The sequence below is a fragment of the Pseudomonas sp. NFACC10-1 genome, assembly GCF_900119195.1.
Lineage (GTDB): Bacteria > Pseudomonadota > Gammaproteobacteria > Pseudomonadales > Pseudomonadaceae > Aquipseudomonas > Aquipseudomonas cerasi.
The window spans coordinates 307,102-324,980 of record NZ_FPJB01000004.1 but is presented as its reverse complement, the minus strand read 5'-3'; the positions used below and the strand labels follow the sequence as shown (position 1 = coordinate 324,980).

The 17,879-nt window shown below is 59.0% G+C and carries 13 protein-coding genes and 1 pseudogene; 7 read left to right on the top strand and 7 right to left on the bottom strand.

Annotated features, from left to right (window positions below; translation table 11 throughout):
- The first annotated feature begins 68 nt into the window (after positions 1–68).
- Positions 69–1,343, top strand: coding sequence for a hybrid sensor histidine kinase/response regulator (locus BT119_RS13755; protein ID WP_044309390.1), 1,275 nt, complete (start codon positions 69–71; stop codon positions 1,341–1,343).
- A gap of 10 nt (positions 1,344–1,353) precedes the next feature.
- Here the strand turns inward: BT119_RS13755 and BT119_RS13750 are convergent, their stop codons facing one another.
- On the bottom strand, positions 1,354–2,364 hold the full coding sequence (locus tag BT119_RS13750) for a DNA-binding protein (RefSeq protein ID WP_072366053.1): 1,011 nt from the start codon (positions 2,362–2,364) through the stop codon (positions 1,354–1,356).
- A gap of 177 nt (positions 2,365–2,541) precedes the next feature.
- On the opposite strand from BT119_RS13750, the gene BT119_RS13745 reads away from it, so the two are divergent.
- The 3 genes from BT119_RS13745 (at position 2,542) to ahpF (ending at position 5,853) form a co-directional block, all read left to right on the top strand.
- On the top strand, positions 2,542–3,501 hold the full coding sequence (locus BT119_RS13745; RefSeq protein WP_072366051.1) for a site-specific integrase: 960 nt from the start codon (positions 2,542–2,544) through the stop codon (positions 3,499–3,501).
- A gap of 101 nt (positions 3,502–3,602) precedes the next feature.
- Positions 3,603–4,166, top strand: coding sequence for an alkyl hydroperoxide reductase subunit C (gene ahpC / locus BT119_RS13740; RefSeq protein ID WP_002553298.1), 564 nt, complete (start codon positions 3,603–3,605; stop codon positions 4,164–4,166).
- 124 nt (positions 4,167–4,290) lie between these two features.
- Positions 4,291–5,853 (top strand): alkyl hydroperoxide reductase subunit F, encoded by a 1,563-nt coding sequence (gene ahpF / locus BT119_RS13735; RefSeq protein ID WP_004413744.1) that lies wholly within the window; start codon positions 4,291–4,293, stop codon positions 5,851–5,853.
- Between the two features lie 93 nt (positions 5,854–5,946).
- Here the strand turns inward: ahpF and gloA are convergent, their stop codons facing one another.
- Positions 5,947–6,468: a lactoylglutathione lyase gene (gene gloA, locus BT119_RS13730; protein WP_003364444.1), complete on the bottom strand. Its 522-nt coding sequence runs from the start codon at positions 6,466–6,468 to the stop codon at positions 5,947–5,949.
- 100 nt (positions 6,469–6,568) lie between these two features.
- Between gloA and BT119_RS13725 the strand changes: the two genes are divergently transcribed.
- Entirely contained in the window at positions 6,569–7,177 is a 609-nt protein-coding gene (locus tag BT119_RS13725; RefSeq protein ID WP_024663678.1) for a DUF4946 domain-containing protein, read from the top strand.
- A gap of 471 nt (positions 7,178–7,648) precedes the next feature.
- Here BT119_RS13725 and BT119_RS13720 read toward each other — a convergent pair whose 3' ends face one another.
- The 5 genes from BT119_RS13720 to mexE all read right to left on the bottom strand — a co-directional run bounded on the left by BT119_RS13720 (position 7,649) and on the right by mexE (position 15,576).
- A complete protein-coding gene (locus tag BT119_RS13720; RefSeq protein ID WP_003364441.1) occupies positions 7,649–8,011 on the bottom strand; it encodes a histone-like nucleoid-structuring protein, MvaT/MvaU family in 363 nt (120 codons plus the stop codon).
- Positions 8,012–8,496: 485 nt separating this feature from the next.
- Positions 8,497–9,591 carry a HEAT repeat domain-containing protein gene (locus BT119_RS13715; protein WP_072366049.1) on the bottom strand — a complete coding sequence of 365 codons (1,095 nt, stop codon included), beginning with the start codon at positions 9,589–9,591 and terminating at the stop codon, positions 8,497–8,499.
- 142 nt (positions 9,592–9,733) lie between these two features.
- On the bottom strand, positions 9,734–11,131 hold the full coding sequence (locus BT119_RS13710; protein ID WP_003364436.1) for an efflux transporter outer membrane subunit: 1,398 nt from the start codon (positions 11,129–11,131) through the stop codon (positions 9,734–9,736).
- The gene (locus BT119_RS13705; protein ID WP_024663676.1) at positions 11,131–14,322 is read right to left on the bottom strand and encodes an efflux RND transporter permease subunit; all 3,192 of its coding nucleotides are present in this window, start codon (positions 14,320–14,322) and stop codon (positions 11,131–11,133) included. Before BT119_RS13705 ends, BT119_RS13710 begins: the two co-directional genes overlap by 1 nt.
- A 12-nt stretch (positions 14,323–14,334) precedes the next feature.
- A complete protein-coding gene (gene mexE / locus BT119_RS13700) occupies positions 14,335–15,576 on the bottom strand; it encodes a multidrug efflux RND transporter periplasmic adaptor subunit MexE (protein ID WP_004413738.1) in 1,242 nt (413 codons plus the stop codon).
- 317 nt (positions 15,577–15,893) lie between these two features.
- Here mexE and BT119_RS27855 point away from each other — a divergent pair.
- Both BT119_RS27855 and BT119_RS27850 read left to right on the top strand, forming a co-directional pair.
- Positions 15,894–16,916: pseudogene (locus BT119_RS27855) on the top strand (methyl-accepting chemotaxis protein); the annotation flags it as partial.
- Between the two features lie 33 nt (positions 16,917–16,949).
- Complete coding sequence (locus BT119_RS27850) at positions 16,950–17,822, top strand: methyl-accepting chemotaxis protein (RefSeq protein ID WP_371857176.1); 873 nt, start codon at positions 16,950–16,952, stop codon at positions 17,820–17,822.
- Positions 17,823–17,879: the final 57 nt, after the last annotated feature.

Sequence of the window (17,879 nt, the reverse complement as noted above, 5' to 3'; positions counted from 1 at the left end):
AAGAACTCCGGGGTAAGAGTTTTGAGAGGATGGATCCCGACGTGAATAGAGAGCAGCCACCGGCCAGAATGCCATTGCATTCTGCCGAGCAGGACCGCGAAGTCGCGCAGCACATTGATGCCTTGCGTGAAAGCGAGCGTCAGTTCAGGGCATTGGCTGACAACATGAGTCAACTGGCCTGGACTGCCAGCCCCCGCGGGCAAATCCATTGGTACAACGAGCGTTGGCATGCGTACACCGGCGCTTCGCTCGAGGCCATGACTGCCCTGGGGTGGCGCTCGGTTCTGCACCCCGAACATCGCGAGCGCGTGATGGCGCGTCTGCAATACTGCTTTTCCACTGGCTCGATCTGGGAAGATACATTTCCGATACGTGGCAAGGGCGGCGCTTTCAACTGGTTCCTTTCGCGTGCGCTGCCGCTGCGCGACGCAAGGGGGCACATTACCCACTGGCTGGGTACTCACACCGACATCACCGCTCAGGTCAATGCAGAAGAGGCGTTGCGCGAACTCAACGAAAGTCTGGAGTTGCGCGTCGCCGAGCGCACGCGTGAGCTGGAAGCTGCAAATGAGCTGTTGCAGGCTGAAATTGCCGAGCGGGCGATGGCTGAAGAGGTCTTGCGCCATGCGCAGAAGATGGATGCTATCGGTCAGTTGACTGGTGGTATCGCCCATGACTTCAACAATGTACTTTCCGGCGTGATTGGCGCACTGGACATGATCAGGCTGCGTGTGGCTGCCGGGCGTGTCAGTGAGGTCGATCGCTACCTGGATGCCGCAGCGAGTTCTGCAAACCGTGCTGCTGCACTGACCCGCAGGCTGCTGACATTTGCCCGTCGGCAGTCGCTTAACGTCACCGTGGTGGATGTCAATTGCATGGTCCGCTCCATGGAAGAGTTGTTGCGGGGGACGGTCGGCGCTCATGCGCACCTGGAGATCGAGCTGGAGGAGGGGCTGAGCGCGGTGCGCACCGATGAGCATCAGTTGGAAAATGCCTTGTTGAATCTGGTCATCAACGCGCGCGATGCCGTACCTGTCGGAGGGAGGTTGTGCGTGCGCAGCCGCGCGTTAACGCTGGAGACGCAAAAAGACGGTCTGCTGCCTGGCGACTACGTACAGCTTAGTGTTGAAGATAACGGCTGTGGCATTGCTCGGGATGTTATCGATCAGGTGTTCGATCCGTTTTTCACCACCAAACCGGTAGGCCAGGGAACCGGCCTGGGTTTGTCGATGGTCTACGGCTTTACCCGGCAAGCCGGCGGACACGTGCATATAGAAAGCGCCGAAGGTCAGGGCACCCGGGTTGATTTGCATCTGCCATGCGGCGAGATAGCGCTGGCCTGAAGCTTGCTGATCAGGCTTTGTCTGATGGTTTCTTTCTGGTGGCTTTGGGTTTGTCCGGCTGATCGAGCCTTGTCTGCAGGCTCTCCAGTGCCGCTTCCTTCTTGGTCAGCAGTAGTTCCAGCATGCGGCTCTGTTGCTGCGCATCGGTCATGCCTTGTTTAAGTGCGGTGTTTTCGTCCTGCGCGCTGCGTAACCTTTCTTCCAGCAGCGCGCATTGGGTGCGGGTGTGGTGCTGTTGTTCGGCGAAGGCGGCATTCTGCGTGTTGGCCTGCTTCAGCTGGTCGGTCTGGCTGTGCAGTTCGCGCAGGGTGTTGCGATTTTCAGCCAGCAACCTTTCGTTATCTCGATTGAGCTGTGTAATGTTTTCCTGGTGCATGGCAAGGCCTTGCTGTGCCTGTCGCAGTTCCATTTGCAGCTGCTGAACCTGGGTTTCGTGGCGTCGCTGCTCCTGCTCGCGTTGCTCCCTGATCGAGTTGCGATAGTGCTCCAGTGCCTCGCGGGCGTGCTGGTGTTTTTCTTCAAGCGAATGGATCTGCCCGTCCTTGTCGCGCAGGCGTGCCTCCAGGTCCTGATTGGCCTGAAGCAACCGGGCGTGTTCTGTCTGCACATCCTGCAGTGTGCCTTGCGTGTGGAGCAGGGCGGCGGCCTGCTGTTCCAGAGCCTGTTCACGCTGCTGTGCGTGTTTTTCCAGCTGGCTGATCTGCTCTTGAGTGCCCGCAAGTTGCCGCTGCAGGGTGTCGCGCTCGGCCTGATATTCATCGCGCGCCTGATCAATACGCTCTTGCGCCTGTTCCTGAAGCCTTTGGGCGAGATGCGCGACCAGATCGCTCAATTCCTCATTGATATCCGGCGCTGGGGCTTGCGTGGATTCAAGCTCCTTCAGATAGCGGTGGATAGTGGTTTTCGAGCCGGTATTGCCCATTTCGATACGTACCGCGTCGATGCTGGGGTTTTCGCCTCGGGACAGCAGGGACGCCCTCGCTTTCTGCACTAACGCCTTATTTACACCGCCACGGGCCATGCTGTCTCCTACGATTTCATACTGTGGTATGTACTCTGTAATTACATACTATATGTTTTGAAATAATTAGCCATTTTTTGAATTAATTAACACGGGATATTGGCGTATTATCCCGTGTCAGGCGTCTTCAGCTCCCTTTACGGCGCCCTTACCGGTACACCCGAGCAGGTTTGAGCCATGAATGACGTTGATCGCTACATCGAGGCGGCGACCCGCGACAACACGCGCCGCAGCTATCGGGCTGCCATCGAGCATTTCGAGGTGACATGGGGCGGGTTTCTGCCGGCGACCAGCGAAAGCGTGGCGCGTTACCTGGCCAGCCATGCCGGGACGCTGTCGGTGAACACCTTGAAGCTGCGTTTGTCAGCGCTGGCCCAGTGGCACGTCAGCCAGGGTTTTGTCGATCCGACCAAGGCACCGATGGTGCGCAAGGTCATCAAGGGCATTCGTGCGCTGCACCCCGCACAGGAAAGGCAGGCCGAGCCCTTGCAGTTGCAGGATCTGGAAAAAGTCATCGCCTGGCTGGAGATCGAAATACGCGAAGCAAGCGCACAACACGATCAGCCACGGCTGTTGCGCGGCCGACGCGATTCGGCGCTGATCCTGCTGGGGTTCTGGCGCGGGTTTCGTAGTGACGAGCTATGCCGCCTGCAAGTACAGGACGTCAAGGCCATCGCCAACTCGGGAATCAGCCTGTATTTGCCGCGGAGCAAAGGCGATCGAGATAATCTGGGCCGCACCTATCAGACCCCGGCCTTGCAGCGGCTGTGCCCGGTGCAGGCCTATATAGAATGGATCAACTGTGCCGCGCTGGTACGCGGTCCGGTCTTTCGGGCAGTGGACCGCTGGGGTAACCTTAAAGAGGAAGAGTTGCACGCCAACAGCATCATCCCGTTGCTGCGTCAGGCGCTCCAGCGTGCAGGCATCGCCGCCGAGCGCTACACCAGCCACTCGTTGCGTCGCGGTTTTGCAAGCTGGGCGCACAGCAACGGCTGGGACCTCAAGTCACTGATGTCCTATGTAGGCTGGAGGGACATCAAGTCGGCGATGCGCTACATTGATGCCGCTCCGTTCCTGAGCCCATTGGAGGCGGGGAGCGGTCGGAAGGTTTCTTCTATCGATAAGCTGCCTTCATAGTGAAAAGCAATCAGTGACATCAGGTTTGCCAATGAGCGATTGTCATCGATCATGCGTAAGCTTCACTCCATCGAATTCACAACCCATCAGGAGATATACCGATGCCTATCATCAACAGCCAAGTAAAACCGTTCAAGGCTACCGCATTCAAGAACGGCGCTTTCGTTGACGTCTCGGACGCTGACTTCAAAGGCAAGTGGTCTGTCGTATTCTTCTACCCGGCCGACTTCACCTTCGTATGCCCGACCGAGCTGGAAGACCTGGCTGACAACTACGAAGAGTTCAAGAAGCTGGGCGTTGAAATCTACAGCGTTTCGACCGACACCCACTTCGCCCACGCTGCATGGCACAACACTTCGCCAGCAATCGGCAAGATCCAGTACACCATGATCGGTGACCCGACCCTGACCATCTCCCGCAACTTCGACGTGCTGATCGAAGAAGCCGGTCTGGCGGATCGCGGTACTTTCGTGATCAACCCTGAAGGTCAGATCAAAATCGTCGAACTGAACGACGGTGGCGTTGGTCGTGACGCTTCCGAGCTGCTGCGCAAGATCAAGGCTGCTCAGTACGTTGCCGCTCACCCGGGCGAAGTCTGCCCAGCCAAGTGGAAAGAAGGCGAAGCTACTCTGGCTCCGTCCCTGGACCTGGTTGGCAAGATCTGAGTCGCATGAATCGGCTGGGGGCGTTGAGCTCTTGAGCAAGTAAACCGCATCGCCCCAAAAAACGCCCGGGCGGTAATCGCCTGGGCGTTGTTATTTCTACCCTTTGTAAACAGGAAGCCGCCACATGTTGGACGCCAATCTTAAAGCCCAGTTGAAATCCTATCTGGAGCGGGTTACTCGCCCCATCGAGATCGTCGCGTCCCTTGATGACGGCGCGAAGTCTCAGGAAATGCTTGCACTGCTCAATGATGTGATCAGTGTTTCCAAGGACGTCACCCTGAATGACAGCGGCACCGACGCACGTACGCCGTCGTTCTCGCTGAGCAGCCCTGGCCACGATATCAGCCTGCGTTTTGCCGGTATCCCCATGGGTCACGAATTCACCTCGCTGGTCCTGGCGCTGCTGCAAGTCGGCGGCTATCCACCCAAGGTCAGTGCGGAAACCATCGAACAGGTTCGCGCACTTCAGGGCGAATTCCATTTCGAAACCTATTTCTCGCAGTCCTGCCAGAACTGCCCGGACGTCGTCCAGGCCCTGAACCTGATGGCAGTGCTGAACCCTGGTATCAAGCACGTCGCTATCGACGGTGCACTGTTCCAGGAAGAAGTTACCGATCGCAAGATCATGTCCGTGCCCAGCATCTATCTGAACGGTGAGTTGTTCGGTCAGGGCCGCATGGGCCTGGAAGAGATTCTGGCCAAGATCGACACCGGCGCCGGTGCGCGTCAGGCGGAAAAACTCAACGCCAAGCAGGCTTTCGATGTGCTGGTCGTCGGCGGTGGCCCGGCTGGCTCGGCCGCGGCAGTCTATGCTGCGCGTAAAGGCATCCGCACCGGTGTTGCTGCCGAGCGTTTCGGCGGTCAGGTGCTCGACACCATGGCCATCGAGAACTTCATCTCGGTACAACATACCGAGGGGCCGAAGCTGGCCGTGGCGCTTGAAGAGCACGTCAAGCAGTACGAAGTCGACATCATGAACCTGCAGCGTGCCGACAAGCTGATTCCTGGCGCAGCCGGCGAGTTGCACGAAGTGAAGTTTGCCAGCGGTGCCAGCCTCAAGGCCAAGACGCTGATCCTTGCCACTGGCGCACGCTGGAGGGAGATGAACGTGCCGGGTGAGCAGCAGTACCGTAACAAGGGTGTGGCTTATTGCCCGCACTGTGACGGTCCTTTGTTCAAAGGCAAGCGCGTCGCTGTCATCGGTGGCGGTAACTCGGGTGTCGAGGCTGCAATCGACCTCGCAGGTATCGTGTCTCACGTGACTCTACTGGAGTTCGACGTGCAATTGCGTGCCGACGCGGTGCTGCAGCGCAAATTGCACAGTCTGCCGAACGTGACCGTGATCACCAGTGCGCAAACCACTGAAGTGACAGGTGATGAGCAGAAGGTCAACGGCCTGCGCTACAAGAACCGCACCACAGGCGAAGAGATCAACGTACCGCTCGAAGGTATCTTCGTGCAGATCGGCCTGCTGCCCAACAGTGAGTGGCTCAAAGGTGCCATCGAGTTGTCGCCGCGCGGTGAGATCGTAGTCGATCCTCGCGGTGAAACCTCGGTGCCAGGCATCTTCGCTGCCGGTGACGTGACGGTTGCACCGTACAAGCAGATCATCATCGCCCTGGGCGAAGGTGCCAAGGCCTCCCTGAGCGCCTTTGACCACCTGATCCGTACCTCCGCCCCGGCCTGATCGGAGAGCGGTAAACGAAAAGCCCCGTGAGCGATCACGGGGCTTTTTGCTTTCTACGCGGATCGCCCCTTGCCGAAGCGATCACCGGCAGTCTCAGAGCGGCGTTGGCTGGATGATCTCTACCCAGTAGCCGTCCGGGTCCTTGATAAAGGCCAGGCTGTTCATGCGGCCATCGGACAAGCGCTTCTGAAAGTCGACGCCCAGGCTTTCAAAACGCTCGCAGGCGACTTTCACATCCGGCACCGACACGCAGATATGGCCAAAGCCGCGCGGGTCGCTGTTGCCGTTATGGTAAGACGCTGTGGCATCGCTTTCGGTACCGTGGTTATGGGTCAGCTCCAGAATGCCGGGGATCGACTTCATCCACTCGTTGCGGGCGGCGTCGTCTTCCGGGATCTGTGCCTTGTCGACCAGCGCCAGGAAGTACAGGCTGAATTCGGCTTCCGGGAAGTCACGCTTCTCGACCAGGCTGAAGCCCAGTACGCGGGTGTAGAAATCAAGCGATTTGGTAATGTCCTTGACGCGCAGCATGGTGTGATTGAACACAAACTGCCGGGTGGCCGCTTCAGGATCGGCTGTGACGCCCGGTAGTGTGTTGAGTTCGTGCAAGCTCATCAATGTGTCTCCAACAGAATGTACAAATAATGCCAAATGATACGGGGCAGGGCGCGCAGTGCCAAACCCGGCTAGGATAACGTCGCGTCGGCCTTGCTCGATGCCGACAACAGGCTCAGAATTTCGGGTCAACCGTTCTGGCGACCCGATCATGATCCTTTCGCACTACCGACGCTCCGTGCCAAGCCTGTGCCTGTTCCTGCTGTTGGGCACTGCACAGGTGCATGCCGCCGATGCAATGATCGTCTGGCCCGCAGGCTGGGAGGTCGAGTCGATACCGACCGAGTCGGGCGAGCCCGTTCAACCTTCCGTGCAAGTCAGACAGCGCGCGGTGAAAAACGATCAAAGTGGAAATCCGCTGATGGTCATGGAACTCACCCAGACGCGCCTGACGCCAGGGCATGAAGTCAATGTCCAGGGCGTTCTGCTGGAAATGCGCAAGTCGATTCAGGTCAATTTTGCCCGGAGCGGACTGCAGAGCGCTTGCACGCATGTCCGTGAAAGTCGACTCAGCGTCGTGCCCGCACTCGAAACCACCTGCACCATTACTCAGAATGGTGTGCACGTGCTGACCCAGACACTGGTCGCGGCCGCCAGCAAGGAGCTGGCCTGGTCGTTGTCCTATGCGGGATCGGCAGACGGCTATGCGAGCAACAAGGATGAGGCACTGCGTATTCGCGAGAGTCTGCGCCTGGACGATACGCAGTGACCTCTGCCTTTTCGCAGGCAAAAAGAAGCCCGCCGAGGCGGGCATGGGGCGCTATTCCTTTAGCGGTCTTCATCATCCGAGAGTGCATGTGAAAAAAGTGTGAAGCTCCGCTGTGCTGCGAATGGGGTGCTCTTCGACGCGCCGAATCATTGAGAAACAAATAAGGATGTATCTCATTACACCGCCAAACTGAATAATTACTCTACACACTTCAGGGACTGTTCAGGTTTGTAACTGTGTGCTGAATCGCATAATCCAGATTTATTGGCGTCATTATTCTCGCGGTATTTTCCCGGTGCCCTGAAGTATATGTACCGGGCAGTTCACTCAATCATGTATATGAATTCCCGGTGTCCAACGAAAGGAACTGTGTGTGCGTCCGGGGAAAAAGCTGCAGTGCGCAGGTGATCATATGCAGCGGCGCAGACAAAAAAGCCCTGCACGTGCAGGGCTTCAAGTGACAACTTGCAATCAGGCACGAAGCCATGAATCAACAGTGTCTACACCGTATTGCTCTTTCCACGCCTTGAGGCCGCGATGGTTGCCGCCCTTGGTTTCAATCAGCTCACCCGTGTGCGGATTCTGGTAAACCTTGACCACACGTGCGCGGCGACGCTTTGGACCTGCGGGTGCGACCAGTGAGGTAGCGCTTGCAGGGTCAAGGATTGCAATGATGTCACGCAGGCTTTTGCCGTAGGTGCCCATCAGGTCCTGGAGCTTTTGCTCGAATTCGATCTCCTTTTTCAATCCGGCGTCATTCTTCAACGATTCCAGCTGTGCAAGCTGTTCCTGAAGGGCTTTCTCTGCTGCTCGAAACTCGGCAAGTCTGGACAATTAATATACTCCAACAATGTAATGGCTGTTGTCAGCCCTATAAAGCGATGAGACAAAACTGATGACCGATTCGCTCACTCGAGGGTGCCCGATACCTGCGGTTTCTATGCTGAAACTTGGCCTTCGCGGCTTGTCATTGCGCAGATAGAGGGTATTTATAACTCAGTCGCCCGCAAATGATGCACTTTTTTTTTCAGTTAGAAAATAGCCTTTTTCAAATTCGTTAAATGAAGCGGGGAGACGATGTTGGATATAGGGGATGATGTCCGTGTTGTACGCGGAGGGGCAGTGTAAGTTATTTCCGATATTAGCCACGGATGGAAAACGTGTCATGAGAGAGTGGATAGCTTAAAAAGAGAAATATCCGACAGGCAATAGGACTATCGGATGAGGAAATGGCAGAGCAGTGCGAACGCCGCGGACTGAAAGGCGTGTAGACCATGCAAAGATAGCCTTTAGCCTGTCTCGGCGTTGCGTTTCTGACCCTACAGTCCCTGTTGCAGCACAGGGTCATCCGGGTTCTGCTGTTCGAGCTCGGCCAGCAGAATCTGCACGTTCTGCAGCTGACCGTTCTCTTTCCAGTACTGGATCAGCAGCACTCTGGCCTTGCGATTGGCGGGCTGGTTTTGAACGATCTGAGTCAACTGCCGCTGTGCCGCTTCAAGCTCGTTCAACGAGTGCAGGGCAACCGCCAGGTCATAGCGATAGTCGTTGTTATCGGTCGCCAGTTCCGTGGCCTTGGCCAGGCTGAGCACGGCGAATTCAGCCTGGCCGTGGTTCAGCAGCCACATGCCGAGGGCATGCTGGAGCAGGGACGAGCCAGGGTTATGCTCAAGCAATTGCGCGAAAAGGCTGCGCGCCTGCTCGGCCTGGCCCTTGCGGTCCAGTAATTCGATATGCGCCAGCGCTGCTTCGATATTGCCCGGGTCCAGCGCGGTGGCGCGCTGTAGCGCCGCGAGCGCGGGTTCCAGGTCGCCGGTCTGCAGATACAGCCTGGCCAGTTGCAGCTGGTTTTGTGCGCTTTGCGGCTGGCTCTTGAGTGACTCCTGAAACGCCTCGGCACTTTGCTGCAGCACGGCAAAGTACAGGCCCAGCTCATCAGGTGAGAGGCCAAGCAGGGCGCTGGTGGCGCGAAACCTGACGGATTGTTCGGCGTCATCCAGCAGGGGGCCGAGCAACAGACTGCGCTGACTGTTGGAGACCAGCCTGACACTGACATCGATGGCCGCTTCGCGCACTTGCGCGGACGGGTTACTCAAGGCTGCATCAAGCAACTTGAGGGCCTGGGGGCTGGGATAGTCGCTCAGTTCGGCGAGCAGGCTGATGCGTTGCGTGTCAGACAGGTCAGTCCGTCCCAGTTGTTGATACAGCACGCGCGCGGCACCCGGTTTACCGTCGTGTGCCTGTTCCAGCGCCTGGGCATAGGTATGACTCAGCCTGGCCGGCGCGGTCTGGACGGGCGTGCGCCACCACCAGAAAACCAGCGAAAGCACCAGCAGCGCTGCAGCCGCTGCGCCGATCAGCCAGCGACGTCGAGAAGTGGGTTGAGGCGATAACCCCACGGTAGAAAGTCTGGGCATATCGATTTCCAATGCTTGACGGGTTGCAGCTTCGGGGAGTGGCTGGCAGCTGTCAAACGGCAATCATGATGCAGCCGGATTTCAGGCAAAAAAAGCCCCGCGGCCTGATCGGGCGCGGGGCTTTTTTACCGGTTTTTCAGGTTCAGGCCTGAGGTTGCCAGCCGCCACCCAGTGCCTTGTAAATGGCCACGATGCCACGGTACAGCTCGATTTCTGCCTGCGCCTGAGCATCCTCGGCTGCCAGACGTTCGCGCTCGGCATCCAGCAGGACCAGGAAGTCCGCCGTGCCTTCTCGATATTGCACCGAGGCCAGCCTGGCCGCCGAGCGACTCGCATCGCTCTGGCGCATCAGCGAGACCAGCCGCTGCTGGCGTTTGTCGTAATCGCTGAACGCGTTCTCCGACTCCTCCAGAGCAAGCAGTACCTGCTGCTCGTAGTTGGCCAGTGCGCCCTCGGCGTCGGCGTCGGCGCTGCGAATCTGCGCCCGGACACTGCCCAGATCGAAGGCCGCCCAGGTGATGCTCGGGCCCAGCGACCAGGCTCTGGCCGCTGACGAACCGATCTGCGAGCCGCGCCCAGCGGTAAAGCCCAGAAAACCGCTCAGACTGACCCTCGGGAACAGGTCGGCAGTCGCGACGCCGATACGTGCGGTCGAGGCAGCGAGTTGTCGCTCGGCTGCACGGATGTCCGGCCGATTGCGCAGCACTTGCGTCGGGTCGCCGATCGGCAAGGCCTTGGCGATGGCAGGCAGCTTGCTCGGGCTCAAGTCGACGCTGAGGTTTTCCGGGCGCTCGCCCAGTAACGTGGCGATACGATTGCGTTGGCGAGCCTGCTCGGCCTGCAACTGTGGAACGGTGGCCTCGACGGCAGCCAGTCGTGCCTCTGCACGCACCACATCCAGCTCGTTGCCCACGCCCGCATCACGCAATTGCGTAGTCACGTCCTGAGAACTCTGCTGGTTTTTCAGGTTGTCGCGGGCAATGGCTTCACGCAGTTGTGCGCCGCGCAGTTGACCGTAGGCGTCGACCACCTCGGCAATCAGCGTGACCTGAAGCTGATAGAGGTTGGCCTCTGCAGCATCCTGATCGGCATCGCTGGCTTCCAGTTGGCGCTGAATACGCCCGAACAGGTCCACTTCCCACGCCATGTCCAGGCCCAGGTCGTAGCGCTCGCTGTTGACCCGGCGCTCGGTGATGCCGGGTTGCTGACCCTTGCCGATGTCACTGCTGGCGCGACTGGTCACCACGGGCATCACATCGTTGGCGACGTCATCGCGTATGGCTCGCGCCGACTTGAGGCGGGCGAAGGCGACGCGCAGATCGCGGTTGCCGTCCAGTGACCTGGCCACCAGTTTATTGAGGGTCGGATCCTCGAACTGCTGCCACCACACCCTGTCCACTTTGCTGCGGTCATAGTTGCCCTGGGCGGCGGACGCCAGTTTGGCTGGCGCCGTGACCGGTGCCTGGTAGTCCGGGCCCACGGCGCAGGCCGCTAGCGCCATGACCAGCAGGCTCGGGATGAAGACTTTGTAGGCGCTCATCAATGCATCTCCGCAGGCAGGTTTTGCTGGCTGTTTGCTCTGGCGGCCTTGCGGGCCTCCTGGCGTTCGACGTAATTACGGATAAGCACGTAGAACACCGGCGTCAGCAGCAGGCCGAAGAAAGTGACCCCCAGCATCCCGGAGAACACCGCGACACCCATGGCATGGCGCATCTCGGCACCCGCGCCGCTGGACAGCACCAGAGGCACGACCCCCATGATGAAGGCGAACGAGGTCATCAGGATCGGACGCAGACGCAGGCGGCATGCTTCCAGTACCGCGTCCAGCGGGCTCATCCCTTCGGCCTGTTTGTCCTTGGCGAACTCGACGATCAGAATCGCGTTCTTGCACGCCAGGCCTACCAGTACGATCAGGCCGATCTGCGTGAAGATGTTGTTGTCGCTGCCGGCGATCATCACCCCGGCAATCGCCGAGAGCAGGGTCATCGGTACGATCAGGATCACCGCCAGCGGCAGGCTCCAGCTTTCGTATTGAGCCGCCAGTACCAGAAACGCCAGCAACACACAGAGCGGGAACACGAACAGCGCGGTATTGCCCGAAAGGATCTGCTGATAGGTCAGGTCGGTCCATTCGTAGATCATGCCGGTGGGCAGTTCCTCGCGAAGCAGTTTCTCGACCGCCGCCTGAGCCTGGCCAGAGCTGTAGCCTGGTGCTGCTGCACCGTTGATTTCAGCAGTGATGAAGCCGTTGTAGTGCATGACGCGGTCGGGGCCGGCGGTGTCGCTGACCTTGACGAAGGTCGCCAGCGGGATCATCTCGCCCAGGTTATTGCGCACCTTGAGCTGGCCGATCTGGTCGGCATCCTGGCGGAACTGCTGCTCAGCCTGGACATTGACCTGATAGGTGCGGCCGAACCGGTTGAAGTCGTTGGCATACAGCGACCCCAGATACACCTGCAGGGTGTCGAAAATATCGCTGACTGCCACGCCGTGGGTCTTGGCCTTCTCGCGGTCAATCGCGGCATCGACTTGCGGTACGTTCACCGTGTAGCTGGTAAACAGCCCGGCCAGTTCCGGCACGCTGCGGCTTTTGGCGATGATGTTCTGGGTTTCCTTGTACAGCTCGTCATAGCCCAGGTTGCCACGGTCCTCGATCTGCAGACGGAAGCCGCCGATGGTGCCCAGGCCTTGTACCGGTGGTGGCGGGAAGATCGCCATGTAGGCTTCCTGAATCGAGGCGAACTGACCGTTCAGCGCGCCGGCAATCGCGTTGGCCGAGAGGCTCGGGTCCTTGCGCTCGTCGAACGGCTTGAGGGTCACGAACACCACGCCGTTATTCGGGCTGTTGGTGAAGCCGTTGATCGACAGACCCGGGAAGGCAATGGCGTCCTGCACGCCAGGCTGCTTGAGGGCCAGCTCCGACATGCGTTTGATGACATCCTCGGTGCGGTCCAGGCTCGCGGCGTCCGGCAACTGGGCAAATGCGACCAGGTATTGCTTGTCCTGGCTCGGGACGAAACCGGTCGGTGTGCTGGCAAAGCCCATCCAGGTCAAAACCATCAGGCCCGCGTAAACCAGCAAGGCAATGCCGCTGCTGCGAATGACCCTGGCAACGGTGCCGACATAGCCGTGGCTGGCTTTCTCGAAAAAGCGGTTGAACGGGCGGAACAGCCAGCTGCCGAGCATTCTGTCGAGGAAGCGCGAGAAGCGATCCTTGGGCGCGTCATGACCTTTGAGCAATACCGCCGCCAGTGCAGGCGACAGAGTCAGCGAGTTGAAGGCGGAAATGACCGTCGAAATGGCGATGGTCAGCGCGAACTGCTTATAGAACTGACCGCTGAGTCCGGAGATGAATGCCGCAGGCACGAACACGGCGCACAGCACCAGCGCCGTCGCGATGATCGGCCCTGTTACTTCAGCCATGGCCTTGTGCGTGGCAGCGACCGGTTCCAGGCCCAGCTCGATGTTCCGTTCGACGTTCTCCACTACCACGATGGCATCGTCGACCACGATACCGATCGCCAGTACCAAACCGAACAAGGACAGCGCGTTCAGCGAGAAACCGAACATGTGCATGACCGCAAAGGTGCCGATCAGCGAGACCGGTACGGCCACCAGCGGAATGATCGATGCGCGCCAGGTCTGCAGGAACAGGATCACCACCAGCACGACCAGTATCAGTGCTTCGAACAGCGTGTGAATCACCGCCTCGATGGAACCGCGGACGAAGATCGTCGGGTCATAGACGATGCTGTAGTCCATGCCTTCCGGGAAGCTTTGCTTGAGCTCGGCCATTCGTGCCCGTACATCGTTGGAGATGTCGATGGCGTTGGAGCCGGGACGCTGGAAGATCGGGATCGCTACCGCAGGCTGATTATTGAGCAACGAGCGCAGCGCATACTGGCTGGAGCCCAGTTCGATGCGTGCAATGTCCTTGAGGCGAGTGATTTCGCCATCGGCACCGGCGCGCACGACCACGTTTTCGAACTCTTCCTCACTGACCAGGCGGCCCTGGGTGTTGATCGACATCTGAAAGCTGGTGGCATTCGGCGAGGGCGGGGAGCCCAGCTGGCCAGCGGCTACCTGACGGTTCTGTTCGCGAATCGCATTGACCACATCAGTGGCGGTCAGGTTGCGTGAGGCGGTCTTGTTCGGGTCGAGCCAGACCCGCAGCGAATAATCGCCCATGCCGAACAGCTGCACATCACCGACGCCGCCCAGTCGCGCCAGCTCATCCTTGATGTTGAGCACGGCGTAGTTGGACAGGTACAGCATGTCGTAGCGTTTGTCCGGCGAGGTCAAGTGCACAACCATGGTCAGGTCGGGGGAGGCCTTGTCCACGGTGATGCCGATGCGTGTCACTTCTTCAGGCAGCTTCGGCTCGCTGCGGGTCACGCGGTTCTGCACCTGCACCTGCGCATTGTCCAGGTCAGTACCCAGTGCAAAGGTGATGGTGAGGGTCAGTTTGCCATCGGCAGTGGCCTGCGAAGACATATAGAGCATGCCTTCGACACCGGTAATTGCCTGTTCCAGTGGCGAGGCTACGGTTTCGCCGATCACCTTGGGGTTGGCGCCGGGGAAGTTGGCGCGTACCACCACGGTTGGCGGCACGACTTCCGGGTATTCACTGATCGGCAGCTGGAACAGCGAGATGGCACCGGCGATCAGGATCAGCAGCGACAACACTGCGGCGAAGATCGGCCGTGAAATAAAGAATTTGGAGAAGTTCATCGGACGAGTCCCTTAGCCGCGCGGCGCGGCAGCGCTGGCGATTTTGACGGCCGCTTTGGGCGCCACTTGTGGCAGGTTGCTGGCTTCAAGGGCCTGGCGTTGTTTGAGCAGTGCGGCGAGGGTGTCGGCGCTGGCCATCGGAGTGACTTCAGGGTCTACAGGCTGGCCGGGACGTACGCGCTGCAAGCCTTTGACGACGATGGTGTCATCCTTGCCCAGGCCGTTACGCACAATGCGCAAGCCTTCGATTTTCGGTCCCAGCTCGACAGCCCGGTAGGCAGGCTTGTTGTCCTTGTCCATGACCAGCACAAACTTCTTGCCCAGGTCGGTGCCCACTGCTTCGTCATTGATCAGCACGGCCGAGTAAGTGCCGCTGCCCACCAGTTTCAGGCGCGCATACAGGCCGGGAGTGAACGCACCGTCGGCGTTATCGAACACGGCGCGGCCACGAATGGTGCCGGTCCTCGGGTTGACCTGATTGTCGACAAAGTTCATCTGGCCCAGATGCGGGTTGCCGGGTTCGTTGGACAGCCCCAGATACACCGGCGTGCTCTGACCGCGCTGGCCTTTGCGGGCCAGTTCGGTGTACTTGAGGAACACACGCTCGTCTGCGTCGAAGTAGGCGTAGACCTTGTCGGTGGAAACCACGCTGGTCAGGGCGGTGACATCGGCGGTGACAATGTTGCCGGCGGTGATTTCGGCACGACTTACGCGGCCTGAAATCGGTGCGGTGACACGGGTGAAACTGAGGTTCAGTCTAGCCAGGTCCAGTTGCGCCTGAATGGCCGCGACACCGGCCTTGGCTTCCTGCGCCGAGGTGGTACGCGATTCGGCCAGCTCGGCGGAAATCGCATTGTTGCTGCGCAGACGCTCTCCACGCTGGGCTTCGCTGTCACTGCGCGAAGCGACTGCGCGGGCCTGTTGCAACTGGGCTTCGAGACGGCGGACTTCCGACTGGAAGGGGCGAGGGTCGATCTGGAACAGCAGGTCGCCTTTCTTGACCAGCGAGCCGTCGGTGAAGGCTACCTGATCGATCTGACCGGAGACTCTTGGGCGAACTTCGACCGTTTCAGGTGCTTCGAGACGACCGGTAAATTCATCCCACTCGTTGACTGGCTGTTCCAGTACCTTGGCCACACTGACTTTGGCTGCGCCAGGCGCACTGGTGGCTTCCGGCGCACGGCCGCAGGCACTGATGACGATCAAGGCGAGGGCGGTGAGAGGGTAGCGCAGATGGCTGATTGTCTGGTGCATGGGAAGTTCCGCCAATAGTGAAGAATGGGGCGGATTCTGTTGCGCACGGGGTGTTATTAACGAATCGAATAAACCGAAGGTTACTATCACTGGCAATGATGAGTACCCATAGGTCTTCGAAAAGCTGCAGCCGGGTGACCCGCAGGGTGGATAGCGGCCAGGCATTCGGGGCTGAGAATGCTCCCCTTACGGTGAGCCAAAAAAGCTCATGTCATATTGCTATCTCTTCGATCAATCTTTGCAATCGCCGCGGCTATCAAGTTGTCCAGCGAACAGTCGATCCTTGGTTATTGCGATAAATCCCGAGGAAAAGTTTGATGAAGTCGACATGGCTGGACAATTTGAAGGTCAGCAAAAAGCTGAGTGTAGGCTTCGGTCTGATACTGCTGGGTGTGCTGACGGTCACCGCGATCGGTTACCTCAGCACCAACCTGCTGATCGAGCGGCTGGGCAAGGCAGCCAGGGTTTCTGAGGTGAAGGCCGATGCGCTGAGCCTCAGGATCGCTGCGCAGGCCTATACCGCTAAGCCTGACGCGAGTAATACGCAGGGCTACACGGCCGCCCTGGACAATCTGGGCAAGACCATCGAGGAAGGCCTGAAGATTCTGACCGTTCCGGCCAACGCCGATATCCTCAGAGGTATTCGCGATCAGGCGGGTGGCTTGAGACAAACGTTCAGTCAATTGGTCGATAACAATCGGCAAATTGATCAGGCCATGCAGCCGCTGATCACCATTTCCGAACAAGTGAGCGGAAGCTTTGAGACACTCCTGCAAAAGACCTTGGACGACGTTTCCCGCTCGCTGGATCAAAGCGGTATCGACCAGGTAAAGATTGCTGGCGACCTGCGCAATGGCATGACCAATTTTCGCCTGGTGTTTCGCCGTTATATCAGTATCCCGACCGCTGAAAACAGGCAGATCACCTTCGATGCTGCCGACTCACTGATCGCTCAGGTGAGCAGTGCGCGCAACCAATTGCCGAACAAGGCCGGCCCGGCGGTGGATGAGGCGCTCGCGGCGCTGCAACAGTACAAGTCGTTGATGGTCTCCATCTCGCAACTGATGCAACAGAACGATCAGATTCGCGACAGCCTTCGCCAGCAGTCAATGGACGTCGTCACCAGTACCGAAAAGCTGATGGCGGGCCAGGTAGTCAGTGCCAATAAAGAAAAAGACAGCGCCGTAACCCAGTTGCTCACGGTGGCGGTGATCGTATTGCTGCTGGGCATCTTCGCGGCGATTCTGATTACCCGTCAGATTACCCGTCCGCTCGATTCCACGGTGATCGCTGCGCGTCGAATTGCCGACGGCGATTTGACCAATGACCTCAGCACCACTCGCCAGGATGAGCTGGGCCTGCTGCAAAACACCATGCAACACATGACCGTATCGCTGCGTACCCTGATTGGCGGTATCAGCAATGGTGTGACACAGATCGCCACGGCGGCCGAGGAGCTTTCAGCCGTCAGCGAACAGACCAGCGCGGGCGTTACTCAGCAGAAACTGGAAGTCGACCAGGTGGCGACCGCCATGAACCAAATGGCGTCCACCGTTCAGGAAGTGGCGCAGAACACTGAAGATGCATCGCAGGCCGCCAGACAGGCCAGTGACCGCGCAACCCACGGCAGCAGTGTGGTGCAAAACGCCACGCGTGAAATCAGCCAGCTTGCCGGTGAAGTGGGGCAACTGGGCGAGGCCATGCAGCGCCTGATTCAGGACAGTGACAAGATCGGCGGTGTCATTGATGTGATCAAGGCGGTCGCGGAACAAACCAACCTGTTGGCCCTCAACGCGGCGATCGAAGCCGCACGTGCGGGTGAGCAGGGGCGCGGCTTTGCCGTGGTGGCCGATGAGGTGCGCTCGCTGGCTCAGCGTACACAGTCATCCACGACTGAAATCGAGGCGCTGATAAAGTCCTTGCAGGATGGCACCGGCGCGGCATCGGATCTGATGAATGCCAGCCGTCAACGTACCGAAGGCACCGTGGCGCTGGCGCGGCAGGCCGAAGAATCGTTGCTTGAAATCACTCATTCGATTGTGACCATCGAACAGATGAGCCAACAGATTTCTGCTGCCGCTGAAGAGCAGAGCGCCGTCACCGACGAAATCAATCGCAGTGTCATCAGCGTACGGGACATCGCCGACCAGTCGGCTACGGCCACCGAACAAAGCGCAGCGTCTACCGTGGAGCTGGCGCGCCTGGGCAGCAACCTGCAAGGCATGGTTGCGCGCTTCCGGATCTGATTGCAGCCACTTTCAAAAAGTCGCGAGGCCCAAAAGTCTCATCCTGTAAAAAGAGCG

Coding starts and splice junctions, on each gene's coding strand:
- ahpF (WP_004413744.1), top strand. CDS start 4,291: ATGTTGGACGCCAATCTTAAAGCCCAGTTGAAATCCTATCTGGAGCGG.
- mexE (WP_004413738.1), bottom strand. CDS start 15,576: ATGCACCAGACAATCAGCCATCTGCGCTACCCTCTCACCGCCCTCGCC.
- BT119_RS13745 (WP_072366051.1), top strand. CDS start 2,542: ATGAATGACGTTGATCGCTACATCGAGGCGGCGACCCGCGACAACACG.
- ahpC (WP_002553298.1), top strand. CDS start 3,603: ATGCCTATCATCAACAGCCAAGTAAAACCGTTCAAGGCTACCGCATTC.
- BT119_RS13755 (WP_044309390.1), top strand. CDS start 69: ATGCCATTGCATTCTGCCGAGCAGGACCGCGAAGTCGCGCAGCACATT.
- BT119_RS13750 (WP_072366053.1), bottom strand. CDS start 2,364: ATGGCCCGTGGCGGTGTAAATAAGGCGTTAGTGCAGAAAGCGAGGGCG.
- gloA (WP_003364444.1), bottom strand. CDS start 6,468: ATGAGCTTGCACGAACTCAACACACTACCGGGCGTCACAGCCGATCCT.
- BT119_RS13705 (WP_024663676.1), bottom strand. CDS start 14,322: ATGAACTTCTCCAAATTCTTTATTTCACGGCCGATCTTCGCCGCAGTG.
- BT119_RS13715 (WP_072366049.1), bottom strand. CDS start 9,591: ATGCCCAGACTTTCTACCGTGGGGTTATCGCCTCAACCCACTTCTCGA.
- BT119_RS27850 (WP_371857176.1), top strand. CDS start 16,950: ATGCAACACATGACCGTATCGCTGCGTACCCTGATTGGCGGTATCAGC.
- BT119_RS13725 (WP_024663678.1), top strand. CDS start 6,569: ATGCCGACAACAGGCTCAGAATTTCGGGTCAACCGTTCTGGCGACCCG.
- BT119_RS13710 (WP_003364436.1), bottom strand. CDS start 11,131: ATGAGCGCCTACAAAGTCTTCATCCCGAGCCTGCTGGTCATGGCGCTA.